This window comes from Saccharothrix sp. HUAS TT1, from assembly GCF_040744945.1.
Taxonomy (GTDB): Bacteria; Actinomycetota; Actinomycetes; order Mycobacteriales; family Pseudonocardiaceae; genus Actinosynnema.
Genome location: NZ_CP160453.1, coordinates 3,537,823 through 3,561,574 on the forward strand (window position 1 = coordinate 3,537,823; position 23,752 = coordinate 3,561,574).

Annotated in this window: 23 protein-coding genes and 1 pseudogene; 10 read left to right on the forward strand and 14 right to left on the reverse strand. The window is 73.3% G+C overall.

Annotated features, from left to right (window positions below):
* Positions 1–61: 61 nt before the first annotated feature.
* Together AB0F89_RS17370 and AB0F89_RS17375 are read right to left on the reverse strand one after the other, a co-directional pair.
* On the reverse strand, positions 62–946 hold the full coding sequence (locus tag AB0F89_RS17370; protein ID WP_367137416.1) for a 3-methyladenine DNA glycosylase: 885 nt from the start codon (positions 944–946) through the stop codon (positions 62–64).
* Positions 947–951: 5 nt separating this feature from the next.
* Positions 952–1,839 (reverse strand): DUF5937 family protein, encoded by an 888-nt coding sequence (locus AB0F89_RS17375; RefSeq protein WP_367137418.1) that lies wholly within the window; start codon positions 1,837–1,839, stop codon positions 952–954.
* Positions 1,840–1,898: 59 nt separating this feature from the next.
* On the opposite strand from AB0F89_RS17375, the gene AB0F89_RS17380 reads away from it, so the two are divergent.
* Positions 1,899–3,104 (forward strand): MFS transporter, encoded by a 1,206-nt coding sequence (locus AB0F89_RS17380; RefSeq protein ID WP_367137420.1) that lies wholly within the window; start codon positions 1,899–1,901, stop codon positions 3,102–3,104.
* A gap of 15 nt (positions 3,105–3,119) precedes the next feature.
* Here AB0F89_RS17380 and AB0F89_RS17385 read toward each other — a convergent pair whose 3' ends face one another.
* Complete coding sequence (locus AB0F89_RS17385; RefSeq protein WP_367137422.1) at positions 3,120–3,389, reverse strand: hypothetical protein; 270 nt, start codon at positions 3,387–3,389, stop codon at positions 3,120–3,122.
* A gap of 174 nt (positions 3,390–3,563) precedes the next feature.
* Here AB0F89_RS17385 and AB0F89_RS17390 point away from each other — a divergent pair, with 174 nt between their 5' ends.
* Positions 3,564–4,328, forward strand: a complete 765-nt coding sequence (locus AB0F89_RS17390) for an LmbU family transcriptional regulator (RefSeq protein ID WP_367137424.1) — start codon at positions 3,564–3,566, stop codon at positions 4,326–4,328.
* 45 nt (positions 4,329–4,373) lie between these two features.
* Here AB0F89_RS17390 and AB0F89_RS17395 read toward each other — a convergent pair whose 3' ends face one another.
* The 3 genes from AB0F89_RS17395 to AB0F89_RS17405 all read right to left on the reverse strand — a co-directional run bounded on the left by AB0F89_RS17395 (position 4,374) and on the right by AB0F89_RS17405 (position 7,943).
* Positions 4,374–5,408: a hemolysin family protein gene (locus tag AB0F89_RS17395; protein ID WP_367137426.1), complete on the reverse strand. Its 1,035-nt coding sequence runs from the start codon at positions 5,406–5,408 to the stop codon at positions 4,374–4,376.
* Positions 5,405–6,751: a hemolysin family protein gene (locus AB0F89_RS17400; protein WP_367137428.1), complete on the reverse strand. Its 1,347-nt coding sequence runs from the start codon at positions 6,749–6,751 to the stop codon at positions 5,405–5,407. Before AB0F89_RS17400 ends, AB0F89_RS17395 begins: the two co-directional genes overlap by 4 nt.
* 151 nt (positions 6,752–6,902) lie before the next feature.
* Positions 6,903–7,943 (reverse strand): LacI family DNA-binding transcriptional regulator, encoded by a 1,041-nt coding sequence (locus tag AB0F89_RS17405; protein WP_367137430.1) that lies wholly within the window; start codon positions 7,941–7,943, stop codon positions 6,903–6,905.
* 329 nt (positions 7,944–8,272) lie between these two features.
* Here AB0F89_RS17405 and AB0F89_RS17410 point away from each other — a divergent pair, with 329 nt between their 5' ends.
* The 3 genes from AB0F89_RS17410 to AB0F89_RS17420 are packed head-to-tail and all read left to right on the forward strand — an operon-like array spanning position 8,273 to position 11,357.
* Positions 8,273–9,412: a Gfo/Idh/MocA family protein gene (locus AB0F89_RS17410; protein ID WP_367137432.1), complete on the forward strand. Its 1,140-nt coding sequence runs from the start codon at positions 8,273–8,275 to the stop codon at positions 9,410–9,412.
* Positions 9,409–10,527, forward strand: coding sequence for a dihydrodipicolinate synthase family protein (locus AB0F89_RS17415; protein ID WP_367137434.1), 1,119 nt, complete (start codon positions 9,409–9,411; stop codon positions 10,525–10,527). The genes AB0F89_RS17410 and AB0F89_RS17415 overlap by 4 nt, the downstream gene beginning before the upstream one ends.
* Complete coding sequence (locus tag AB0F89_RS17420) at positions 10,524–11,357, forward strand: sugar phosphate isomerase/epimerase family protein (RefSeq protein ID WP_367137436.1); 834 nt, start codon at positions 10,524–10,526, stop codon at positions 11,355–11,357. The genes AB0F89_RS17415 and AB0F89_RS17420 overlap by 4 nt, the downstream gene beginning before the upstream one ends.
* On the opposite strand, the gene AB0F89_RS17425 is transcribed toward AB0F89_RS17420, so the two are convergent.
* Complete coding sequence (locus AB0F89_RS17425; protein WP_367137438.1) at positions 11,354–12,652, reverse strand: Dyp-type peroxidase; 1,299 nt, start codon at positions 12,650–12,652, stop codon at positions 11,354–11,356. The genes AB0F89_RS17420 and AB0F89_RS17425 overlap by 4 nt on opposite strands.
* Positions 12,653–12,750: 98 nt before the next feature.
* On the reverse strand, positions 12,751–13,023 hold the full coding sequence (locus tag AB0F89_RS17430; protein WP_367137440.1) for a hypothetical protein: 273 nt from the start codon (positions 13,021–13,023) through the stop codon (positions 12,751–12,753).
* A gap of 194 nt (positions 13,024–13,217) precedes the next feature.
* On the opposite strand from AB0F89_RS17430, the gene AB0F89_RS17435 reads away from it, so the two are divergent.
* Together AB0F89_RS17435 and AB0F89_RS17440 are read left to right on the forward strand one after the other, a co-directional pair.
* Positions 13,218–14,072 carry a helix-turn-helix domain-containing protein gene (locus AB0F89_RS17435; protein ID WP_367137442.1) on the forward strand — a complete coding sequence of 285 codons (855 nt, stop codon included), beginning with the start codon at positions 13,218–13,220 and terminating at the stop codon, positions 14,070–14,072.
* Positions 14,073–14,095: 23 nt separating this feature from the next.
* A complete protein-coding gene (locus AB0F89_RS17440; RefSeq protein WP_367137444.1) occupies positions 14,096–14,284 on the forward strand; it encodes a DUF397 domain-containing protein in 189 nt (62 codons plus the stop codon).
* Between the two features lie 47 nt (positions 14,285–14,331).
* On the opposite strand, the gene AB0F89_RS17445 is transcribed toward AB0F89_RS17440, so the two are convergent.
* Positions 14,332–15,372 (reverse strand): serine hydrolase, encoded by a 1,041-nt coding sequence (locus AB0F89_RS17445; RefSeq protein WP_367137446.1) that lies wholly within the window; start codon positions 15,370–15,372, stop codon positions 14,332–14,334.
* Positions 15,373–15,470: 98 nt separating this feature from the next.
* Between AB0F89_RS17445 and AB0F89_RS17450 the strand changes: the two genes are divergently transcribed.
* Positions 15,471–16,178: an SDR family oxidoreductase gene (locus AB0F89_RS17450; RefSeq protein ID WP_367137448.1), complete on the forward strand. Its 708-nt coding sequence runs from the start codon at positions 15,471–15,473 to the stop codon at positions 16,176–16,178.
* Here AB0F89_RS17450 and AB0F89_RS17455 read toward each other — a convergent pair.
* Complete coding sequence (locus AB0F89_RS17455) at positions 16,132–16,326, reverse strand: hypothetical protein (RefSeq protein WP_367137450.1); 195 nt, start codon at positions 16,324–16,326, stop codon at positions 16,132–16,134. The genes AB0F89_RS17450 and AB0F89_RS17455 overlap by 47 nt on opposite strands.
* A 197-nt stretch (positions 16,327–16,523) precedes the next feature.
* Here AB0F89_RS17455 and AB0F89_RS17460 point away from each other — a divergent pair, with 197 nt between their 5' ends.
* A complete protein-coding gene (locus tag AB0F89_RS17460) occupies positions 16,524–17,255 on the forward strand; it encodes a maleylpyruvate isomerase family mycothiol-dependent enzyme (RefSeq protein ID WP_367137452.1) in 732 nt (243 codons plus the stop codon).
* 160 nt (positions 17,256–17,415) lie between these two features.
* On the opposite strand, the gene AB0F89_RS17465 is transcribed toward AB0F89_RS17460, so the two are convergent.
* The 3 genes and pseudogenes from AB0F89_RS17465 to AB0F89_RS17475 all read right to left on the reverse strand — a co-directional run bounded on the left by AB0F89_RS17465 (position 17,416) and on the right by AB0F89_RS17475 (position 22,196).
* Complete coding sequence (locus AB0F89_RS17465) at positions 17,416–20,244, reverse strand: glycoside hydrolase family 9 protein (RefSeq protein WP_367137454.1); 2,829 nt, start codon at positions 20,242–20,244, stop codon at positions 17,416–17,418.
* Positions 20,245–20,672: 428 nt separating this feature from the next.
* A pseudogene (locus AB0F89_RS17470) lies at positions 20,673–21,457 on the reverse strand (RNA polymerase sigma factor); the annotation flags it as partial.
* Positions 21,458–21,686: 229 nt separating this feature from the next.
* Complete coding sequence (locus AB0F89_RS17475; RefSeq protein ID WP_367137456.1) at positions 21,687–22,196, reverse strand: carboxymuconolactone decarboxylase family protein; 510 nt, start codon at positions 22,194–22,196, stop codon at positions 21,687–21,689.
* A 244-nt stretch (positions 22,197–22,440) separates the two neighbouring features.
* Here AB0F89_RS17475 and AB0F89_RS17480 point away from each other — a divergent pair, with 244 nt between their 5' ends.
* Positions 22,441–22,935 carry a hypothetical protein gene (locus AB0F89_RS17480; protein WP_367137458.1) on the forward strand — a complete coding sequence of 165 codons (495 nt, stop codon included), beginning with the start codon at positions 22,441–22,443 and terminating at the stop codon, positions 22,933–22,935.
* 21 nt (positions 22,936–22,956) lie between these two features.
* Here the strand turns inward: AB0F89_RS17480 and AB0F89_RS17485 are convergent, their stop codons facing one another.
* Positions 22,957–23,733, reverse strand: a complete 777-nt coding sequence (locus AB0F89_RS17485) for an AraC family ligand binding domain-containing protein (RefSeq protein WP_367137460.1) — start codon at positions 23,731–23,733, stop codon at positions 22,957–22,959.
* Positions 23,734–23,752: the final 19 nt, after the last annotated feature.

Below are 23,752 nucleotides of genomic sequence, written 5' to 3' on the forward strand. Positions count from 1 at the left end.
GAATCCCGACCGGCGCCACGCTAACAGGTGACGTCTGGGGAAAAGGTGAAGTGACTCCGGGTTATCGGGTGGTGACGAGCCCGGCGGTGAGCGCTTCGGTCAGCTCGATCAACCGGGCTCTCAGCGGCGCGGCCTGCTCGGCGAACGCGCTCTGCTGCCGGACGTACTCGGCGCGGCCCTCGGCCGTTTCCACCGGCACCGGCTCGTAGCCCAGCCCGGCCAGGTCGTACGGACTGGCCCGCATGTCCAGCTCGCGAATCCGCAGCGCCAGTTCGAAGCAGTCCGCGACCAGCTCCGACGGCGTCGCCGGGTCCAGCTTGTAAGCCCATTTGAAAAGATCCATATTTGCGTGCAAACAGCCTGGTTGTTCCAGTTCGACCTGCGTTTCCCGGGTCGGCTGCAGCGTGTTGCGCGGCCGGGCGTCGGGGGTGAAGAAGCGGAACGCGTCGAAGTGCCCGCACTGCACCCGCTGCGACTCGACCACCCGGTCGGTGCCCGCGCCGCCCAGCCGCAGCGGCCACGCGTCGTGCCGCACCTGGTCCGGTCGCTGCCGGTAGACCATCGCCCACTCGTGCAAGCCGAAGCAGCCGAGCCGGGGCGCGCGGCTCGCGGTGGCGGCCAGCAGCCTGCCCGCGAACTCCACGGTGTTGGCCCGCTCCCGGGCGAACGCCTCGACGTCCAGCGTCACACCGTCGGGGGTACGCCGGTAGACGGACCACTTCAGGTACGCGTGCGCGGCGTCACCTTCGAGGACCACGCCGGGACCGGGGTGCCAGCGCTCCAGCCGGGACGGGCGGTGCGAGTAGTAGGAGAACAGGAAGTCCAGCACCGGGTGCTTGGCGCCGGCGGCCTTGCGCTCGTGGTGCGGGCCGGTCCACCGCCGCACCCGGTCCGCGTGCGCGGCACGGCGCGCGGTCCACTCCGACTCCGGCAGCACGACACCCACGGCGATCAGGGTACTTCGCCCCGGACCAGCGCCAACGCCAGCCCGGTGCGCAGCGACACCACCTCGCGGCCCTCGCGGCGGCTGACCGCGAGACCCGCCGCGCGCAGCACGGCCAGGTGCTGGGACACCGCGCCCACCGTCACGCCGAGCCGGGTGGCCAGCTCGGTCACGGTGCTGGGCCGCTCCAGCTCGTGCAGCAGCCGGGCGCGGGTCGGGCCGACCAACCGGGCCAGCGCGCCGTGCGTCGGCGCGTCCGACCGCTCCCACAGCGAGCCGAAGCCGTGCGCGGGGTAGCAGAGCGCCAGCCGGACGGGGCTGTCCCGGAGGTAGGCGTGCGGCCAGGTGAACGCCGACGGCACCAGCACGAGGTCCCGCTCGCCGACGTCGACGGTCCGGTCGGCCACGGTCAGGTGCGGGTAGTCGTGCGACACGTCGGGGTGCAGCTCGGCCAGCACGGTCGGTCCGCCCGCCTCGACCAGCCGCCGACCGCGCCGCTCGACGTCACCCTGGAGGACGCCCTCCAGGCGCGGCCAGATCGGGGCGATGATCGCGTCGTGCACGGCGCGCAGGCGTTCCTGCACGGCGGCGATGGCGGTCGCCGGCAGCGGGTGCCCGACCGCCGCCGCGACCCGCTCCGGGGTGGCCTTGGTGATGGCGTCGATCTCCACGCCGACCCGCTCCGACCGCACGCCGGGCGTCGGGATCAGGAACTCCGGCACCACCGGCCGGGTCACCAGGACGTGCAGCAGCGACCGGTCCTCGCCCAGGTCCGCGAGGCGTTCCTCGGCCCACGCGGCCCAGCGCTGGTGCACGGGGGAGAGGCCGGGCGCGGCCAGCACGCGCAGGCCGGCGATCGTCTCCCACAGCGGTGAGACGGAGAAGCGGAGGGCCATGGGTTCACTCCACGCTAAAACGTCGGCTGCCGCCAGTGGGTGTTGGCAGGGTGTGGACCATGTCCAGGGGGTGGGTGCGGCTGCAGGCCGTCGCGGTGTCCGGTTCGGTGGCCGAGGGCCTGATGCTGGCGGTGCTGCCGTGGATCGCGGCCACGATCACCACCGACCCGCGGGAGCTGTCGCTGGTCAACACGGTGGGTCAGGCGCCGTGGCTGCTGTTCTCGCTGTTCGCCGGTGTGCTCATCGACCGGGTGCGGCGCAGTGTGGTGCTCGCGTCGGCGTACGCGGTGCAGGGGTGCGTGGCGCTGGCGCTCGCGGTGGCCGGGGTGACCGACTCGCTGAGCCTGCCGCTGCTGGTGGTCATCGCGTTCGTGGTGACGTCGGCGCAGGTGCTCGGTGACGGCGCGACCGGCGCGCTGCTGCCCGAGGTGGTGGAGCCCGGCCGGCTGGCGAAGGCCAACACGCGGCTGATCCTGATCGACCGGGGCGCGGTGCAGTTCATCGTGCCGCCGGTGGCGGGCTTCCTGGTGGCGTTCGGCCTCGGCACCCCCGCGTGGCTCGCCTTCGCGGCGGCGCTGGTGGCGTTGGCGCTGGTCAAGGGGCTGCGGTCGGCCGCGGTGACGCCGTCGACCAAGCACCCGCTGCGCGATGTCGCGGAGGGGCTGAAGTTCCTGGTCGGGACGCGGCTGCTGCTGTCGATCACGGTGGCGGTGGCGCTCGGGTCGTTCGCGGCGAGCGCGGTGATGGCGATGTTCGTGCTGTACGCGCAGGAGGTGCTGAAGCTCGACGCGGTCGGTTACGGCGTGATGCTGGCCGTGACGGCCGCGGGGTGGGTGGCGTCGTCGTTCGTGGTCGGGTGGGTGGTGGACCGGCTCGGCTACTCGTGGTCGATGAGGCTCGGGCAGGTCGGCATGGTGGTGACGCTGGCGCTGGTCGCCGTCCTGCCGCCGTGGGCGTGGGCGGTCGGGGTGGTGATGTTCGCGCAGTCGGCGGTCGTGATGGTGTGGAACGTCTGCTCGCAGTCCAGCCGGCAGCGGTTCACCCCGCCCGCGCTGCTGGGCCGGGTGCTGACCAGCCACCGCGCGCTGGCCTGGGGGCTGACCCCGCTGGGCGCCCTGGCGGGCGGCTTCGTCGCCGCCGGCTTCGGCCTGCGCGCGGTGTGGGTGGTGGGGGCGTCGATCCAGGTCGCCGCCCTGGCCGTGGCGTGGGTCGGCCTCTCGCCGCGGGCGTTCCGGGAGGCGGAGCTGACGGCCGCGAGCCGGTGAGGCCCGGTCGTGGCGTCAGACCGGCGGGACCAGGCCGGGGAACTTGCGGGCGCCGGCGCAGTGCGGGCACTCGCGGCCGTTGTCGACGGTGCGGGGCGCGCCGCCGATCACGGCCGACGTCGGGTTGGCGATGAAGCCCGCGCCGCCGCACAGGTGGCAGATGGTGCGCGGTTCCGAGGTGACGCCGAACAGGTCGTCCTCGTCCTCGACGTCATCGTCGTCGAAACCGTCCTCGTCCTCTTCCGGGTCGAAGTCGTCCTCGTCGTCGTCCTCACGCGGCTCCACGTGACCAACCGTAGTCGGGCGGGGTGGGCCGTGCGCCGTCGGACCGGGTTCGAGGTGGGTGGTGGGGAGCGGTGGGAGCGGGTGTGAGCGGAAGTTGATCGGTGTGTGAGGACCCCTGCGGTAGCAATGAAGCTCAACGCGGATCAGGGGGAGCAAGTGGACAAGGTGAACGCAGTGCCGCGCCGTCGTCCCGCTGGCGCGGTCGAAGGCCGGATCCTCACCACACCGGTGGGCCTGGCGTTCCCGCGGGACGTCACGTTCGAGTCGTGGGAGCAGGCGGGGCAGCGGATCTCGCGCATCGCCAGTTCGTCGGCGTGGTACCTGGGCGACTGGCTCGTCTTCGGCCAGGACAAGTACACCGATCGTTACCGCCGGGCGGTCGAAGCTGTGGGGCTCGACTACCAGACGTTGCGCAACTACGCGTGGATCGCGCGCAAGTTCGAGGCGTCCCGGCGCCGTCCGGGGCTGCCGTTCCAGCACCACGCGGAGGTCGCGGCGCTGCCGCCGGCCGAGCAGGACAAGTGGCTCGACCTCGCGGAGCGCGAGGGCTGGTCGCGCACGGTGCTGCGGCGGTCGCTGCGGGAGAGCCGGGACCCCGGCTCGAAGTCGCTGCGCGCGGTGATGCCGCGGGTGAGCGCGGGCAGCGAGGCGGTGGACCGGTGGCGGCGGGCCGCGATGGCCGCCAACTCCGACTTCGAGGCGTGGATCGTGGCCGCGCTGGACCGGGCCGCGGACGAGGACCTGGAACTGGTCAGCGTGCCGTCGTTCGCGGAGTCGGGGCCGGCGGGGTCGGGACCGGCTGGACCGGGGTTGGCTGGATCAGGGTTGGCCGGGTCGGGGTTGGCAGGGGCAGGGCCGGCCGGGTCGGTCGAGCGGGAGGAGAAGCGCGAGTCGGGGCGGGAGCTGATCGGCCTGCCCGCGGTGCGACCCGCGTCGTGAGCCGGTGGTGGTGCGGGCGCCGAGGGCCGGCGCCCGCACCACCCCTCACAGCTCGCGCCGCACGTGCGTGCCGTCGCGGACGGTGCCCACGTACTCCTCGACCAGGTCCTCCAGCGCCACCAGGCCGAGCACCACGCCGCCCGCCGACACGGCCTGCGCCAGGTGGCTCTGCGACCGCCGCAACGCCGCCACCGCGTCGTCCAGGCTCGCGTCCACCGCCACCCGCGGCAGGCCGCGCACCCGGCCGGACGGCACCCGCGTCGACGGGTCGGCGTCCGCCAGGTCCAGCACGTCCTTGACGTGCAGGTAGCCGATCAGCCGGTCGTCGTGGCGCACCGGGAACCGGGAGAAGCCGGTGGCCGACACGGCCGCCTCGACCTGCTCCATGGTCGGCTGCGCCGGCACCGACGTGATCCGCTCCAGCGGCACCAGCACGTCGGCCACGGTCCGCTCGGCGGACGACAGGGTCTGCGCCAGCCGCCGGTGCTCGGAGTCCTCCAGCAGGCCCTCCTGCCGCGACTGCCCGATCAGCAGCGCCAGTTCGTCCCGCGTGTAGGCGGACTCCAGCTCCTCCCGGGGCGTCACGCCGACGAGCTTCAGCACCGCCGTGGACACCACGGTGAACCCGCGCAGCAGCGGCGCGACCAGCCGGCAGAACCACAGGTGCGGGGGCACCAGCAGCAGCGCCGTCCGCTCGGGGCCGGCGATGGCCAGGTTCTTCGGCACCATCTCGCCCAGCACGGTGTGCAGCGCCACCACGATGATCAGCGCCAGCGCGAACGCCACGCCGTGCCGCACCGCGTCCGGGACGCCGATGCCGTGGAACGGCGCCTCCAGCAGCGTCGCCACCGCGGGCTCGCCCAGCGCGCCCAGCCCCAGCGAGCACAGCGTGATGCCGAGCTGCGCGCCCGCGATCAGCAGCGGCAGCTCGCGGCCCGCCTTGATCACCGTGCGGGCCCGGCTGCTGCCCTGCTCGGCCAGCGCCTCCAGCCGGTCGCGGCGGGCCGTGATGATCGCGAACTCGGCGCCGACGAAGAACGCGTTGCCCGCCAGCAGCAGGAAGACGACCAGCACGATCATCGCGGCACCCCCGTCCCCCTGGGCTCGTCGGCCACCGGTTCGGCCCGGGCCACCCGCAGCTCGGCCACCCGGTGCCGGTCCATCTGCACCACGGTGATCCGCCAGTCGTCCACCCGGATCTCGTCACCCGCGTCCGGGATGCGGCCCAACCTGGCCAGCACCAGGCCCGCCACCGTCTCGTAGTCGCCCTCGGGCATCCGGAACCCGGTCGCCTCGGCCACCTCGTCGTCGCGCAGCAGCCCGGACACCAGCCACGCCTCGCCGCCGAGCTGCCGCACCGGCGAGGTCTCCCGCCGGTCGTGCTCGTCGCGCACGTCGCCGACGATCTCCTCGACCAGGTCCTCCAGCGTGACCAGGCCCGCCGTGCCGCCGTACTCGTCCACGACCAGCGCCGTCTGCAGGCCGGACGCGCGCAGCCGGTCCAGCAGCGCGTCGCCCTCCAGCGTCGCGGGCACCGTCTGCGCCGGCCTGGTCAACGCCGACAGCGGCGTGGTGGCCCGCTGCGCGCGCGGCACCCCGAAAGCCTGCTTGACGTGCACGATGCCGCGCACCTCGTCCAGGTCGCCGTTGTACACCGGGAACCGGGAGAACCCCGTCTCGCGCGCCTTCGCGACCAGGTCGAGCACGGTCGCGTCGGCGCGCAGCGACTCGACCCGCACGCGCGGCGTCATCAGCTCCTCGGCGGTGCGGTCGCCGAACCGCAGCGAGCGGTCCAGCAGGGTCGCGGTGCCGGGGTCGATGGTGCCGTGCTCGGCGCTGGAGCGGATCAACGCGCCCAGCTCCTGCGGCGAGCGGGCCGAGGCCAGCTCCTCCGCCGGCTCCACGCCGAGCCGGCGGACCAGCCAGTTCGCGGTGCCGTTCAGGGCGGTGATCAGCCAGCGGAACACGGCGGAGAACCCGGCCTGCACGCCCGCGACGGCGCGTGCCGTCTCCAGCGGCTTGGCGATGGCCAGGTTCTTCGGCACCAGCTCGCCGAACACCATCGACAGGGCCGTGGCCAGCGCCAGCGCGAACGTCAGCGCGATCGGCCCGGCCGCCGCCGCAGGCACGCCGACGGCGGTCAGCACGGGGGAGACCAGCTGCGCGATGGTGGGTTCGGCGATGTAGCCGGTGATCAGCGTGGTGATCGTGATCGCCAGCTGGGAGCCGGAGAGCTGGAACGACAGGGACCGGTGGGCCTTGTCCACGGTCCGCGCCTTGGCGTCGCCCACCTGGGCGACGTGCGCCTCGACGGTGCTGCGCTCCAGGGCGGTCAGGGAGAACTCGGCGGCGACCGCGATGAACGTGCCGATGGTGAGGACCACCACGGCGGCGATGCCGAGGACGTTGAACAGGATGGTCATCTGGCCCACCTGCGGTGGGTCGGGCGGGGCTGGCAGCCGGGTATCGGACCCGGCTCGGTACTGCTGCCCGGGGACTGCGCGTCGCGCACGGAAGGGATCACTCCTCGCGAGGGGTGGTCGAATGGTGTCCAGAATAGAGCGTAACGGCCGGTCAGCGCAGTCCGACACCGCTGGGCGGCGACGTGCTGGCCCGCAGCACGACCTCGCCCGCCACCCGGACCGTGCGCGGCGCGGCCACCTCGTCGTCCAGCACCAGCCGGGCCGCGCGCTCGCCCAGCTCCTCCAGCGGCAGGCGCACGGTGCTCAGGGCGGGCACCAGGTCGCGGAGGGTGGGGATGTCGTCGAAGCCGGCCACCGAGACGTCTTCGGGCACCCGCAGCCCGTGGTCGCGCAGGGCCGCCATCGCGCCCAGCGCCATCACGTCGTTGGCGGCGAACACGCAGGTGGCGCCGGTGCGGGCGGCGATCAGGTCGGCCACCGCCGCGTGCCCGCCGTCCCGGGTGAAGTCGGAGGCGATGACGTTGGCGTCGGGCAGCTCCAGGCCCGCGTCGGCCAGGCCGGCCTTGAACCCGGCCAGCCGGTCGCGCGCCACCAGCAGGTCCGGCGGACCGGCCAGCACGGCGAACCGGCGGTGGCCCAGCTCGGCGAGCCGCCGGGCGAGCGCCCGCGCGCCGGACCGGTTCGCGGGCACCACGGTGTCCGTGCCGAGCTTGGCCTGGGAGACGCACGCCACCCGGCCGCCCTGGGCGGTGAAGGCGGTGATCTCCTCGGCCAGGCGGGCGGAGGCGGACCGGTCGGTGGTGCGGCTGCCCGCGATCACCACGGCTCGGGCGCGGTGCGCGCGGAGGGTGTTGACCAGTTCGACCTCGCGGCGCGGGTCGCGGCCGGTGGTGCCGAGCACCACGACCAGGCCCGCCTCCTCGGCGATCCTCGTCACACCGGCGGCGATGCTGGAGAAGTAGGGGTCGGCGATGTCGTGCACGACCAGGCCGACCAGCACGCTGGAGTTGCGCGCGAGGGCCTGGGCCGAGGCGTTGGGCAGGTAGCCGAGGCGGCGCGCGGTCCCGAGCACCCGCTCCCGCAGCTCCTCGCTGACCTGCCGGGTGCTGCCGTTGAGGACGCGCGACGCCGTCGCGAGCGACACGCCCGCGTGCTTCGCCACTTCCGCCAGCGTGACCTGCCGCGACGCCAACGCCGCCTCCTTCGCGTCCTGGACGGCCGAGACTAGCCGCTGGCGGACACGTGGGTGAACGCGAGTTCACCCGCTGCGGGCGGGCGCCGCCGCGCGGCATCGACGGTGGTGGGGCGGGCGGGCGCGGGGTGGTCCGGCGGGCGGTGGGCGGGTGCGGGCTGGTGCTGTTGCGGGGCATGGGACGAGTGTCGAACAGGTGTTCGAGGCGGGCAAGATCACGTTCGGGTGAAATGCCGCGGTGGCGGCCGGGGTCGGGAGGTTGACGTTCGCGAGGGGCCGGCCGTAGCGTGTTGGAAAGCGCTTTCCAGAGACCTGAGCGGGGTGTACGCATGGCGGTGCGCACGATTGGCGTCGCGTTGAACGGGGTGACCGGGCGGATGGGGTACCGGCAGCACCTGGTCCGCTCGATCCTGGCCATCCGCGAGCGCGGTGGCGTCCGCGTCGGCGACGACGTGCTGGTCCCCGAACCGCTGCTGGTCGGCCGCAACCCCGCCAAGCTCAAGGAGATCGCCGAGCGGCACGACCTGGCGCGCTGGACGACCGACCTCGACGCCGCACTGGGCGACCCGGACGTCGAGGTCTACTTCGACGCGCAGGTCACCTCCGCGCACGTCTCCGCCCTGACCGCCGCCATCGACGCGGGCAAGCACGTCTACAGCGAGAAGCCGGTCGCCGCCACACCGGACGAGGTCGAGCGGCTGGCCCGGCACGCGGACGCGGCCGGCGTCCGGCACGGCGTGGTGGCCGACAAGCTCTACCTCCCCGGCATCCGCAAGCTCAAGCGCCTGCTGGACGGCGGTTTCTTCGGTCGCGTCCTCTCGGTGCGCGGCGAGTTCGGCTACTGGGTCTTCGAAGGCGACTGGCAGAGCGCTCAGCGCCCCTCCTGGAACTACCGCGCCGAGGACGGCGGCGGCATCGTCGTGGACATGTTCTGCCACTGGAGCTACCTGCTGGAGGGCCTGCTCGGGCCGGTGGAGGCGGTGACCGCGCGGGCCGTCACGCACATCCCCGAGCGCCGGGACGAGGACGGCGAGCCGTACGCGGCGACGGCGGACGACGCGGCGTACGCGATCTTCGAGCTGGCGGGCGGCGTGGTGGCCCAGGTCAACTCGTCGTGGGCGGTGCGGGTGCGGCGGGACGAGCTGGTCGAGTTCCAGGTGGACGGGACGCTCGGCAGCGCGGTGGCCGGGTTGCGGAACTGCGTTGTGCAGCCCAGGGCGATCACGCCGAAACCGGTGTGGGACCCGGACGTGCCGTCGGCCGTCGACTTCCGGTCGCAGTGGCAGGAGGTGCCGGACAACGAGGTGTTCGACAACGGCTTCCTGGTGCAGTGGGAGGAGTTCCTGCGGCACGTCGCCGCCGGCGCGCCGTTCCGGCACGACTTCCACTCGGGCGTGCGCGGCGTGCGGCTGGCCGCGCTCGGCCTGGAGTCCTCCCGCACGGGTCGGCGGATCGAGGTGCCCGCGTGACCGCGGTGCGGCTGCCCGGCCGCGACGGCGCGTTCCGCGAGCACCGGCTCGGCCCGCCGGGGGAGTGGGACCCCGGCCCGTTCGGGTCGAGGGTGGCGTTCGCGGCGGCGCACGTGGTCGCGGACCCGTTCGGCGGCAACGGTCCCGGCGCGCCCGCGGTGCTCGACTGGGACGCCACGCTGGCCTACCGGGTGCGGTTGTGGGAGCACGGTTTCGGCGTCGCCGAGGCCATGGACACCGCGCAGCGCGGCATGGGCCTGGACTGGGGCACGGCCGCCGAGCTGGTGCGGCGCAGCGCGGCGATCGCGGGCGGGCGGCTGGCGGCGGGCGTCGGCACCGACCACGGCGCCGCGGACCCGTTGACCGCCTACCGCGAGCAGCTGGCGGTCGTCGTGGAGGCGGGGGCGCAGCCGATCCTGATGTGCAGCCGGAAGCTGGCCGCCACCGCCCGCGGGCCCGAGGACTACCAGGAGGTGTACTCGGCGCTGCTGGACGAGGTCGACCGGCCGGTCGTCCTGCACTGGCTCGGCACGGCGTTCGACCCGGCGCTGGAGGGCTACTGGGGTTCGTCGGACGTGCCGACCGCCACCGGGCACTTCCTGGACCTGGTCAAGGCCCACGCGGACAAGGTGGACGGGGTCAAGGTGTCGCTGCTGGACGCCTCGCACGAGGTCGGGCTGCGGCGGGCGCTCCCGGACGGCGTGCGCTGCTACACCGGCGACGACTTCAACTACCCCGAGCTGATCGCGGGCGACCCCGCCGGGCACAGCGACGCGCTGCTGGGCATCTTCGACGCCATCGCGCCGGCCGCGTCCACCGCGCTGCGGGCGTTGGACGCGGGCGACCTCGCCCGGTACCACGAGGTGCTGGAGCCGACGGTGGCGCTGTCGCGGCACCTGTTCGGCGCGCCGACGTACTACTACAAGACCGGCGTGGTGTTCCTGGCCTGGCTGAACGGGTTCCAGGACGCGTTCACGATGGTCGGCGGGCTGCAGTCGGCCCGGGACGTGGCGCACCTCGGCGAGGCGCTGCGGTTGGCGGACCTGGCCGGGTTGCTGGTCGACCCGGACCTGGCGGCGGCGCGGTGGGGACGGCTGCTGGACGTGCTGACGTGAAGCTGTCGCTGAACCAGGCCACGGTGAAGCGGGCGTCCGTGCCCGAGGTGGTCGACGCGTGCGCGCGCAACGGGATCGGCGCGGTCGGGCTGTGGCGCGAGCCGGTGGCCGAGCACGGGCTGGAGCGGACGGCGGCGCTGGTGGCGTCGGCCGGGCTGGAGGTGTCGTCGCTGTGCCGCGGCGGCTTCTTCACCGGCTACGACCAGCGGCTGGACGACAACCGCCGGGCCATCGACGAGACCGCCGCGCTGGGCGCGCGCTGCCTGGTGCTGGTGCCCGGCGGTGTGCCGGACCGGGACCTGCCGGCCGCCAGGGGACGGGTCGCCTCGGCGTTGGAGGTGCTGGCGCCGTACGCGGAAGCGGCCGGGGTTCGGTTGGCGCTGGAGCCGATGCACCCGATGTTCTGCGCCGACCGGGGCGTGGTGTCGACGCTCGCGCAGGCGTTGGAGCTGGCCGCGCCCCACCCGGACTCGGTGGTCGGGGTGGTGGTCGACGCGCTGCACGTGTGGTGGGACCCGGCGCTGGCGGTCGACGTCGCGCGGGCCGGGTCGCGGATCCACTCCTACCAGGTGTGCGACTGGGTGACGCCGCTGCCGGCGGACGTGCTGCTCGGGCGCGGGCTGCCCGGTGACGGGCACATCGACCTGGTCGGGCTGACGGCGCTGGTCGCCGCCGCCGGGTACACCGGGCACGTCGAGGTCGAGGTGTTCAACGAGGAGGTGTGGGCGCGGCCGGCCGACGAGGTCGCGGCCGAGCTGGTGCGGCGGCACGCGACGGGGTGGGAGCCGGTCGTGGACGGCGGCCACGACCGACTCCCCGTCACCCCTTAGCGGGGCAGCTCCCGGCCCGCCGCGAGCAGCCGGAGCGTGCTCACCGACGGGACCAGCGCGTACAGCGCGCCGGTGGTGCGGACGAACCGGCCGCCGATCACGGCGTCGACCCCGGTGGGCGCGCCGCGCTCGCCGGGCGCGTGGTCGGGGTTGCGCGCCCAGGTCTGCTGGATGAACTCGAACTGGTCGGCCAACGACGTGCAGTTCGCGGCGAAGAACAGGCCGCGCTCGCGGTCGTCGGTGGGGCCGAACGGGATGCCCCGGCGCAGGACGCGGTGCTGCCGGGGCGTCCTGTGGGTGAACGAGCGCGGGTTGGTCTTGCGGATGTGCGCCGGGCACGGCGTGACCGCGCCCGTCGGGTCGTCGGCGTAGTCGAAGTCGTCGCCGCTGCTCGCGGCCAGCGGCCGGCCGTCGGGGTGCCTGCCGATCAGCCTCGGGCCGAGCCCGGCGGCCTCGACGGCGTCCCGCCAGCCCTCGACGTCCTGGGTCAGCCGGCGGACGACCTGGATCGAACCGTCGACCAGCCACGCGGCGACGGGCGGGCGCGGCGTCTCGGTCGGGTGGCCGAAGACGAACTCGCCCGCGTTCACCAGCGGTGTCCCCGGTCGGCCGAGGCGGTGACCGGGCCGTTCCGGGTCCTCGCGGTGGAAGCCCCGGACGCCGGGCTGCGAGATGCCGACCTTGTAGCCGAAGTGCTCGCGCCCCCGCTGGTCGCCCGGGAGGGTGGCGGCGCGCTGCTCGTGGACCGTCGTGACGCCGAGCAGGGTGTCCAGGACGTCCAGGTCGCGCTCGGTGCTCCGGAGGCGTTCCGGGTCGTCGGAGGCGACCGTGACGACGGCGTGGACGCGCTGGTCCGCGCGGCCGAACCGCCAGTGGGCGGGCGCCGAGTCGGCGACGTCGCCGTTGGCGCGCGCGGCCTGCTCGGCGGTGTGCGGGAAGTGGGCGCGGAGGTCCCGGCGGGTGGCGGCGGGGTTGATGCTCAGGTCGACCAGGGCCTCGGGGGTGAGGGCCACGTTCACCCAGGTGGCGCGCACGTCCGGCGGGTCGTCGCCGAGGACCGCGCGGCCGAGGGAGAACAGTTCGTTGAAGTCCTCGACGTCGGCGGTGGTGCTGAGGTGGCCGAGCATGGCGGCGAGCCAGGTGCGGGCGAGGCCGTCGTCGGTGAAGCGGACGAACCGGAACAGCTGGTGGTCCTTGTTGAACGCGGCCAGCACGTTGCCCTGGATCTCGTGCGACCCGCGCAGCGGCGGGCGCACCCCTCGCCGTTCGTCGCACGGGTGCAGCAGGTCGGTCATGGGTCACCCCCTCTACTGAAGGAGTGTGACGATCCGTGCTGGATACATCGCTCTCCGTTCTCGTTCGGGTGGAATGGCCCGGTGAGGGGTGGACGCTTTCACCGCTCGTCCAGCCACACGAGGTGGGCGCGTCGGGTCCCGGACGAGCGGGAGGAGAGTTCGAACAGGAGGCGGGCGTTCTCGGCGTTCTCGGAGCTGAGGTGGAGGTCGCCCTCGACGGAGTCGACCTCGGCCCGGTCCTCGAAGGCGATGCCGTAGCCGGCGACGCGGGCGTCCTCGCGGTCGCCGTGCTCCTCCACGATGGCGAACAGGCGCGGTGCTTCGTGTTCAGCCAGTTCGTATGCCAGTCGGGTGAATTCCTGCTCGGTCAAGTGATTCTCCCTTTTCAAGGGGCCGGTGGTCATGGCGACTACCTCCCACGCCCCACCGGTCCAGCCGGTGGCCATCACAGTCCGTCGCCGATACGGTGACTGCCCGCAAGGCTGCCGACCTCCGGCGTGGAATGCAAAAAACGCAAAGAGGTGCCTTGCATTTGCCGTGCAGCATTGAGGAGGGACGCGACATCGTGGCCGGGAAGAAGAGCATGCCGACCATCCGGTTGCGCAGGTTGGCCGGTCAGCTCAGAAGGCTCCGGGACGGGGCCGACCTGCGCCGGGAGGACGTGGAGGAGCGCACCGGGCTCAACGCCACCACCCTCTACCGCATTGAAACGGCCCGGTCACGGCCGCAGTACCGGACGCTGGACACGCTCCTCAAGCTCTACGAAGTTCCGACGGAGGAGCAATTCCGGCTCAAGGCGCTCTACAAGCAATCCGCCGGGGAAGGGTGGATGCGGCCGTGGCACGAGCAATTGCCTGAGGGGTACACCGCCTACATCAGCTTCGAGCGCGAGGCGCACGGTCTCCGCCACTACTCGGGGATGTTCATCCCGGGCCTGCTCCAGACCGAGGACTACGCCCGCGCGGTGATCGGCGGGGTCCTGCACGACGCGACCGACGACCAGGTCGAGCAGTTCGTGCGCACCCGCGTGGAGCGGCAGGCGGTCCTGACGAAGGAGGAACCGCTCAAGCTCTGGGCGATCATCGACGAGGCGTCGCTGCGCCGCGAGGTCGGTGGGCCGGCGGTCATGCGGGCGCAGCTCCGACACCTGCTCGCAGCGGCCAGGAGGCCGAACGTGACGATCCAGGTGATCCCGTTCAGCTCAGGCGCTCATCCTGGAATGCCGGGCCAGTTGGTGGTGATGGACTTCGCCGACCCGTTGGACACCGACCTGATCTACATCGACAGCCAGGCGGGTGAGATATTTTTGGAGTCGGACGCCGACATCAAGCGCTTCCGGGATGGCTTCGATCACCTGGTGGCGGTGGCCAAGAGCCCTGACGACTCGGTTGCGTTGATCACCGGGATTGCCACTGGCTAGGAATGAAGGAGGATCGGCCGACCATGCGGCTTGTGGATCTGTCGGATGCGGCTTGGCGCAAGAGCAGCTTCAGCGGGAGCGGTGAGTCCTGCGTGGAGGTGGCGCCGGTTGGTGAGGGGGTCGCGATGCGCGATTCCAAGAACCCGGGTGGACCGACGTTGTCCTTCACGATCAGCCGGTGGCGGGAGTTCCTGGCCGGGCTGGAGGCGTGACGAGGGCGAAGCCCGCCCCCGAGCCGGCAGGCGGGCTTCGTCGTTGATCAGCCGCCGTTGCCGGGGCGGTAAGGCTGGGCGCGGTACGTGCGCGGCGTGTTCGCGGTGATGCGCAGGACCGAGTCGTACAGCGTGCGCCCCAGCGCGGCGCGGGCGCGGAGGGCCGGGTGGGTGGCTCCGTAGTCGTCCGCGTTGACGGTCTGGTTGCCGTTGTACCGGCCGGACGCGAACAGCGCGTAGGTGATCATCGGCTTGCCGTTCGCGTCGAACACGATCCCGGCCTCGTTGCGGCCGTCGGCCTCCCACCCGGCCTTCGTGGCCACGTTCAGCCGCTCCGCCGACGTCAGGTTGAGCCGGACCCCGTCGGTGAACGACGTCAGCGACCGCAGCACCGTGAACAGGTGCTGGGTCGACGCCGCCGACAGCAGCTCACCGGCCGCCAGCTTGCGCAGCATCGTGAACGTCTCGCGCGCCGTGGTGGTGCCCAGGTAGAACCGGTTCGGGTTGGCCACCGGCACGACCTGAGTGTGCGTGAAGCCCTTGGCGCGCAGGATCTCGTTCAGCTCCAGCGCGGGCACGACCAGGCCGCACAGCCGCACCGCCGTGTTGTCCGACACCGTGAGCAGGTTCGCCAGGGCGTGCCCCACGGTCACCGAACTCGGGTAGCCGCCGTCCAGGTGGAAGATGCCGTCGGTGTCCCGGATGACGATGTCCGACGTGACCTCGACCCGCTGGTCCAGCGCGATCAGCCCGCGGTCGACCTTGTCCAGCACGGCCAGCGCCACCGCGACCTTGTTGACGCTGTACGCCTCGACCACGCGGTCGGCCTCGACGTCGACGGCCGGCTTCACCACGCCGTCCGGGTCGGCCACGCCGATGTAGGACGACCACGTGCCGCCCGCCCGCGCCACCTCCCACGCGTACTTCACCGCGATCTTGCGCCGGGCCAGGTCGGCCGTCGTGGGGATCAGCGCGTCCCACTCCGCCTCGGTCGTCTGCGCCCGGGCGGTCCCGGCGGTGGCGCCGAGCACGGCGCTCGCCGCGGCCGCCGAGCCGATCCCCAGCGCGAACCTGCGGTTGATGTTCATGTGCCCCCAATCAGTGGATACGCCTCTACGACGCCACAACGCGCTCGGACGTTGCTCCGATCCGGTGATCTCGATCCAACCAGCGGTAACGTGCTGCCATGCGACAAGGGGTGTTCCTGGTGACGGGGGCCAGTCGGGGCATCGGCGCGGCCACCGCGCGGTTGGCCGCCGAGGCCGGGTACCGGGTGGTCCTGGCCGCCCGCGACGCCGCGTCGGTGGCCGACCTCGCCGCCGAGCTGGGCGGTCCGGACCGGGCGTGGGCGGCTTCCTGCGACGTGCGGGTCTACGAGCAGGTCGCGGCCCTGGTGGGCCGGGTCGAGGAGGGGTGGGGGAGCCTCGACGTGGTGTTCGCCAACGCGGGCGCGAGCGTGACGACCTCGTTCACCTCGACCGACGGCGCGCCGCCCGCCGACTGGAGCGACATGGTGCTGACCAACGTGTGCGGACCCGCGTTCACGGCGCGGGCGGCGATGCCCGCTTTGATGCGCCACGCCGGGCACCTGGTGCTGACCGGGTCGGCGGCCGGGCGCGGGGTGCGGCCGGGGAACCTCTACTCGGCCACCAAGTGGGCGGTGACGGGGTTGGCGCAGGCGATCCGGGCGGAGTGCGTCGGCACGGGCGTCCGGGTCACGCTGGTGCAGCCGGGCCTGACCGACACCGGCGGCATCCCGCCGTCACGGATGGGTGACCCGAAGCTCGCGCCGGAGGACGTGGCCCGCGCCGTGCTGTACGCGGTGGGCCAGCCGCCGACGGTGGACGTCAACGAGATCCTGGTCCGGCCGGTCGGTCAGGACGCCTACCGGTGAGCCCCGCCCCGACCTCGCGCAACGCGGCCGGCACCTCCGGCGTCGCGTCGAGCGCGCAGGGCGCGCCGAGCAGCAGCAGCAGCAGCTCGGCGGCCACGGGCTCGATCGCGTCCGCGCCCAGCCGCACCCGGCAGGTCCGGTCGTCCACCGGTTCCATCCCTCCCGGCAGGGCCACCACCAGCCGGGACCGGACGACGGCGGCTGCGCGACGACCCGAGCCGGCACGTCAAGTCGTGGCCGTCCGGGCACGACGTGCCGCGGGACGCGCCGGAGCGGTTCCTGGACGTGCTGAAGTCCGCAAGCGGGGATAAGACCCGTGGCGCCGGGGTTGCCTAGCGTGGACGGATGAAGGTCCACGACATGCTCGTCGAAGAGCGACGGCGGATGGCCGACCTGCTCGACGGCCTGGACACCGGGCAGCTGGCCACGCCCAGCCTGTCGGCCGGCTGGACCGTGCACGACGTCGGCGCGCACCTGATCACTTACCTCAGGTTCGGTCAGCTCAAGCTGTACTGGGGCATCGTGACCATGGCGGCCGACTTCGACCGGCTGAACCGGGAGCTGACCGCCCGCGCGGCCCGGCTGCCGACGTCCGAGATCACCGCGCGGCTGCGGCGGTGGTCGACGTCGAGGACGACCATCCCCCGGTCGGGCTACGACCCGGTGCTGACCGACATCCTGCTGCACGACTACGACGTGCGGGTGCCGCTGGGCATCGGGCGGGACGTGCCGGAGGACCGGCTGTGGGTGGCGTTCCAGCACCTGGCGGCCAAGCCGTCGCCGGGGTACTCGATGGGGTCGCGGCTGCGCGGCCTGCGGCTGGAGGCGGTGGACACCGGCTGGACGGCCGGCGACGGCGCGGTGGTGCGCGGCGACGCCGAGTCGCTGGTGCTGGCGATGAGCGGGCGCGCGGTCGGGCTGGACGCGCTGGACGGCGACGGCCTGCCGCTGCTGCGGCGCCGCGTCGCCGCACCGCCGCCGCGCGGTGCGCTGGAGCGGTTGAAGACGGTGGTCAAGGTCGTGGTGGACCCGCTGCCCAAGGACCGCCGGTCGCGGGACGCCGTCGGCGGTTCGTGAACCACCCGTCGGTGAGGCCGCGCTGTCGGTGAGGCCGCTGTCGGTGAGGCCGCGCGGTCGCGCCGCTCCCGGTCCGGAACGCGATCGGTGGCGGACCCCGTGGGGAGCCCGCCACCGATCAGTCGGTCGGCCCGTGGTGCCGGGCCGCCCGTTCAGGAGGTCAGCCGATCGTGCAAGCCTGACCGTTCACCCGGAAGTCGGTCGGCTTCGCCGTCGAGCCCGACCCCGAGGAGTTGAAACCGATGTTGGCCGACGAGCCGGCCGCCACGTTGCCGTTCCACGCCACGTTCGACGCGGTGGCGGCCTGACCCGACTGGGACCAGGTGGCCGACCAGCCCTGGGTGATCTTCTGCGCGCCCGGCATGGTGAACTCCAGCTTCCAGCCGTTCCACGCCTGGGTGCCGGTGTTCGCCACGGTCAGGTTCACCGACATGCCGGTGGACCAGGTCGACGCCTGCCACACGACCTTGCAGCCGCCCGCCACCACGTCCGGCTTGGTCCGCACGCTCACCTGCGGCGACGTGGCCGACCGCAGGTTCGCGCCGTTCTTCGCCACGACGGTGAAGCTGTACGCGGTGTCCGGCCGCAGCCCGGTCAGCGTCGCCGACGGCGAGGTGACCGTGGCGACGACGCGCAGCGCGTCGCCCTCGACCGAGATGACGTCGTACTCCTTGACGCCGCTCTCCGCGTCGGTGGACGCGGTCCACGTCAGCTTCGCGCCGGTCGTGGTGATGTCGGACGCCACGGGGGTGCCCGGCGTCGACGGCGCGGTGGTGTCCACCGGCGGGGCGGTGGTGACCTTCTCCGCCGCCCAGCTGGCGATCCACGCGAGCGCGGAGTTCCAGTTGACCGTGACCTCGTTCACCGAGTACGCCTCGATGTGGTCCACGAAGCACTTCTGCGGCTCGCAGCCTTCGAGCAGGCGCGCGGCGATCGGGTCCTGCAGCGCGCTGTTCGGGCCGCCGGACAGGGCGCCCGCGGGCGCGGTCGGCAGCGTCGGCTCCAGCTGGTTCGCCCAGTGCCGGTGGTGCACGTTCTTCACCGGCTGCTCGCCGTAGCCCGAGACGTACGAGTACGACATCGGGTTGCGGCCGAACAGGTAGTTCAGGGCCTGGAACACGCCCGCGCGGTACTTCGCCTGACCGGTGAAGTCGTGCGCCAGCGCCAGCACCGAGATGTTGTTCGCGACCAGGCCGTTGGAGCCCCAGTCGTAGCCCGTGGTCGGCTGGTACGGCGCCGGGTACGCCTGGGTCGCCATCTTCGCCAGGTGCGAGTCCGCCACGGCGGTGAACGCCGACTTGATCGCCGCGACGTCGGCGGCGGGCAGGCCGTTGGGCACGAGGGCCAGCGTGATGTCGCCCAGCGGACCGGTGGAGCCCCAGTCGTAGCCGCGCGTGTTCACGCTCTTGCCCTTGTACAGGGTCGACGACGTGAGGTCGGTCCGGTAGGCCGCCTCACCGGTGGTCGTGAACATCTCCGCCGCGGCCCAGTAGAACTCGTCGGTCAGGGTGGCGTCGCTGTACGAGCCGCCGCCGGTGCCGTCGTTCGGGTCGGCGATCTTGTTCGGGTTCGCCTTCGCCGCCGCGTACGCCTTGGTGGCCGCCGCGAGCGCCTTCGCCGAGAACGCCGGGTCGATCGTCTTCCAGATGCGGGCCGCCTGCGCGGCCACCGCGGCCGTGTTCAGCGTCGCCGCCGTGCTGGTCGCGGACAGCCGCCGCGCCTGCGGGTCCTCGTGCGGCAGCAGGGGCAGGCCGGTCCAGTTCTGGTCGTGGATCTTGTGGTGCACCATGCCGTCGGGCGCCTGCATCTTCAGCAGGAACTCGACCTCCCAGCGGGCCTCGTCCAGGATGTCGGGCACGCCGTTGGCCCGCTCCGGGATGGACAGCTTGCCGTCGCCCAGGGCGGCGGCGTCGCCGATCAGCTTCGCGCGCTCGTAGGTGTTGAGCACCTGCCACGCCGAGATGCCGCCGTTGACGACGTACTTGCCGTGGTCGCCCGCGTCGTACCAGCCGCCGCGCACGTCCAGCGTGTAGCCGCAGGGGATGGTCGCGAGGCAGGGGACGTTGTTGTCACCCTGGTTCGGCGCGACGTTGAGGTGGCCGGCCGGGCGCGCGTACTCCTCGCCCACGTACTCCGCTTCGATCTCGATGCCGCTGCGGTTGTGGTAGAAGTACGCCAGCGAGTCGTACCGCAGCTTCTTGATCGCGTCGGTCGCGATGTCGAACGGGTAGCTCGTCTCCGCCCCGACGGTCAGCGTGTAGCCGGCGCCCGGGGTGTCGAACGACGAGAAGTCGATCAGGTGCGTGGAGTCGCCCGACTCGGGGTCCACACCGCCCCGGGGCACGGTGGTGCCGGTGGCCACGGTGGCGCCGGCGGAGTTCTTCAGCGCCCACGCCTGCGCGACCGTCGCGGTGGAGGTCAGCGTCGCCTGCTTGGCCAGGCCCGGCACGTAGGCCACCTGGTTCACGTTGATCTTCTTCGCGGGCACGCCCGGGTCGCCGCCCGGCGGCTTCACGCCACCGATCAGCGAGACGTTGTCCACGCAGACGGTGGTGTCCGCCGCCACGGCGCCGAGGTGGAACGTCACCTGGCCGGGGCCTGCGTCCGGGAAGTCCAGCTCCGAGGTGAAGGTGAAGCTGAAGCGCTGCTTCGTCGTGGTCAGCGCGACGTCGTGCTTGGCGATCTGCCGGTAGGGGCTCACGCCCTCACCCGCCACCGCCGCCGCCGGCCGGGCGACCGAGGCGTAGGCGTCGAACGACATCGTGTAGGACTGACCGGCTTCGAACGGGACGCCGTTCTGGCCGATCAGGGAGTCCCACGGGTTGACCGTGCCGCCGGTGACCGTGGCGCACAGCTCGCCGCCGGTGACCCGGTTCGACACGCCCGCGCTGGCCCACCACGGATCGGCCGAGCTGCCGCTGAAGGTGCCGTTGATCAGGCGCTCGTAGTCCGCCGCGTGGGCCGTTCCGGACGCTAGCGCGCCGCTCACCGCCACGATTGCGAAGGCTGCGGTGGCTTGGCGGCGCCACCGGGGTGCAGGAAGCGATCTCATGGACTTGGGTCTCCTCCGTCTGCTCTGACGGTTGACGACGCTTCTGGGAGCGCTCCCTGGGAGCGCTCCCAGCGACTCTAGGGTGACCCCCCGCACATTCACAAGACTGAATTTGACCTCGGGTTAGGCGGAGGTCACGGGGTGTGAGCGTTAACCCGACCAAGATCAGGGGACGCGCGGCGCGCCGAGGGGTTGGGCTGGAATCGGCCTGGCACGGGGATCACCTGATCCCGGTGACCCGGTTCCCGGACGCCGCGCTGGTGCCGGCGGCGGTGGTCGCCACCACCGACCGGGCGCCGGTTCGGGCGGTGATCGGCTGCGGGGTGGGTGAGGAGCGGGCGCGGGAGGTGGTGGCGGGGTCGGCGCTAGGGCAGCTGGTCGCGGCGGCGGGTCAGGTCGGCGGTGTTGCCCGCCAGTTCGACGGTCCGGTCGTAGGCGGCGCGCGACTCGTGGCCTGCGGCCCACCCGGCGCAGCAGGTCGGCACGGGTGGCGTGGTAGCCGGCCGGCCGGGGGCTCCAGGCGGTCGACCGCCGCCGGCGCCACCTCCGGGCCGTCCAGCTCGGCGACCGCGACGGCCCGGTCGAGGGCGACGACCGGCGACGGGGCGATGCGGACGAGCTGGTCGTAGAGGGCGAGGGCCTGCGACCAGTCGGTGTCGCGCACGTCGCGGGCCGAGGTGTGCACGGCGTTGATCGCGGCGAGGACCTGGTAGCGGCCCGGGGCCACCCCGGCGGCGAGGCGGTCGCGCACCAGCCGGTGGCCCTCGGGGATCAGCGCCGCGTCCCAGGAACCCCGGTCCTGCTCGTGGAGGGCGACCAGCTCGCCGCCGGCCGAGACCCGGGCCGCCCGGCGGGCCTCGGTGAGCAGCATCAGCGCCGGCAGCCCGGTCACCTCGCCGTCGTCCGGCAGCAGGGCGGTGGGCACGCCGGGAGGTCTTCGGCGGGTGGCACGCGGTAGGGGGGTGCGGGCCGCTTTGATCTTGGCCTTCGCGCGGGTGATCCGCTGCCCCACCGCGCCCTCGGCCACCAGCGGGGCGCGGGCGATCTCGGGCACGGTCAGCCCGCCGACCACGCGCGGCGTCAACACCAGGCGGGCTTGCGGCGCCGGCGCCGGGTGGCAGCAGGTGAAGATCAGCCGGAGCCGGTCGTCCTGTGGTCGCGGGGCGTCGTGGGTCGGGTGCGCCGGTTCCCCGCGCACCTCGGACGTCCGGCCGGCCGGTAGACCTGTTGATGAACGCGCGGGTCTCGTCGTCACCCCTGCTACGAACGGCGACGCCCCGATCCGACACCGAGCCCGGGATTTTTTCGCGGCGGACGCGCGGAGGTCGAGTCGCACGTGGAGCACGACCCCCGCGCCGCCGCCGCCGACCGGCGGGAGGTCAGCTGATCCCGATGATCGAGGTGTAGCCGTTGGGCACGATCCGGTCGGCCATCCGCTGGTACGCCTCGGGCTCGTCCGGCGCCCAGGTGGCCAGCCCGTCCACGTAGCGGTTGGCCGCGCAGAACACCGCGGCGATCAGCACGGTGTCGTGCACCTCGACGTCGGTCGCGCCGTTCTCCTTCGCCTTGGCGATCAGCTCGGCGGTCACCGCCCGGCCGCTCTCGGTCACCGCCGTCGCGATGTCGATCAACGCCACCATCTTGGGCGTGTGGGTGTAGTCGTCGGGCAACTGCGCGGCGGCGAAGGCGGCGTGCGAGCCCGCGCAGAACTTGCACTGGTTCAGCTCGGAGACGTGGGTGGCGATCAGCTCGCGCTCGCCGCGGGTCAGGTCGCTCGGGCCGCGCAGCAACACCTCGGTGAGCTCGGTGAGCGGCCGGCCGGTCTCGGGGCGGTAGTTCATCAGCCCGGCGATCCCGGGCAGGCTGTTGTGCAGCTCGATGTGCGGCATGTGAATCAGTGTGATGATCATCGGGCATCCGGTCGAGCGGCGATCGGCCTAAAACACAACACAGTTATGCTTCCGCGACCGAGGGTCGGATCGCCCGTCGGGCCGCCGTTGGGCCGCTGTCGGATCGTCGCCAGGTCCTCGTCAGGTCGTCGTCGGCGAGGGGCATTCGCCCGAAGCGGTGGGCCGATTCACCCGTCCGGACGGCCGGCGGGCGATGTGCCGAGCCGACTACCACCTTGTGCCCGTGCGAACAGCGGTCGTGCTGACCGCCCTGGCCACGTTCGCCGCCCTGGTGGCGACGTTGACGCCGGACGAGCCGTCGGTGGACGCCCACGCCGTCGCGGACGCCGTGCTGGCCGTCGCCAAGACCGCCCCGGCCGGCCCCGCGCTCGCCGACGAGGTGGGCCGGGTGCTGCCCCGCGGCGGGCGGGCGGTCGTGGTCCGGCCGGGGTGGGGCGGCGAGGCGCCGGGCCGGCACGGCACGCACCGGGTCGCCGTGGTGGTGGGCGAGGTCGACCGGGCGGCGGTGGCGCTGCTGGTGGCGGACGGCGGCGTGGTCGGCTCCTCGGCCGCGGAGGAGGGCTGGTGGGTGGCGGTCTCCGTGCCGGGTTCCGGGTCGGCGCCCGTCGTGCCCGCGCTGGCCCTGCTGGTGGCGGCCGTGCTGCTGGGCGCGGCGGCGGGGTCCGTCGGGCGCGGCTCGGCGGCGCCGGGACGCGCGGGACGTGACAGCCCGGGGTGAGCGGGTCCGGGCAGGGGGCGTTCAGGTCGCCGCACGGGCGTAGGCGGCCGGGGTGATGCCGTAGCAGCGGCGGAACCAGCGGGTCAGGTGGGCCTGGTCGGCGAAGCCCGCGAGCGCCGCCGCCTCGGCCGCCGGGCGACCCGCCGCGAGCAGTCGCCTGGCCTCGCGCAACCGGCGTTGGCGCTGGTAGTCGCTGGGCGCCAGGCCGTACTCGGCGCGGAACGCGCGGTAGAGCGCGAACCTGCTCAGCCCGGTCGCCTCGGTCAGCTCGGCGGTGGTCAGGTCGTCCGCGTAGTGGGCCTCGATCAGGTCGCGCGCGGCGGAGGGGTCGGCGGTGGCCGGGGCGCCGGTCGGCAGGGACATGACGCGGGAGGCCATCGCGCGGACCGCGCGCATCAGGTGCTCGTCCCGGGCCAGGCCCGCGCCCTCCTGCAGGGCGCCGTGCAGGCGGCGGAGCGCGTCGGCCAGCTCCGGCGCGTGCACGACCGGGTCGCGGAACAGCGGCAGCCGCGGCAGCAGCTCGGCCACCAGGTCCGGTCCGATGTGGACGATCCGGTAGGTGAAGCCGTCCTCGGTGGCGGTGCGGCCGTCGTGCGCCTCGTCGGGGTTGAACGCCAGCACCATCCCGGCCGCGCTGGTGTGCACGCCGCCCCGGCACCGGAACGCCTGCGCGCCCTGCTCGGTCACGCCGAACGAGTACGCGTCGTGGCTGTGCCGGTGGTACCGGTGCGACGTAAAGTGCGCGTGCATCGCCTCGACCGGCCGGTCGGCCGCGCGCCAGTACCGCGTCCACTGCACGCCGCACATTCAACACCGC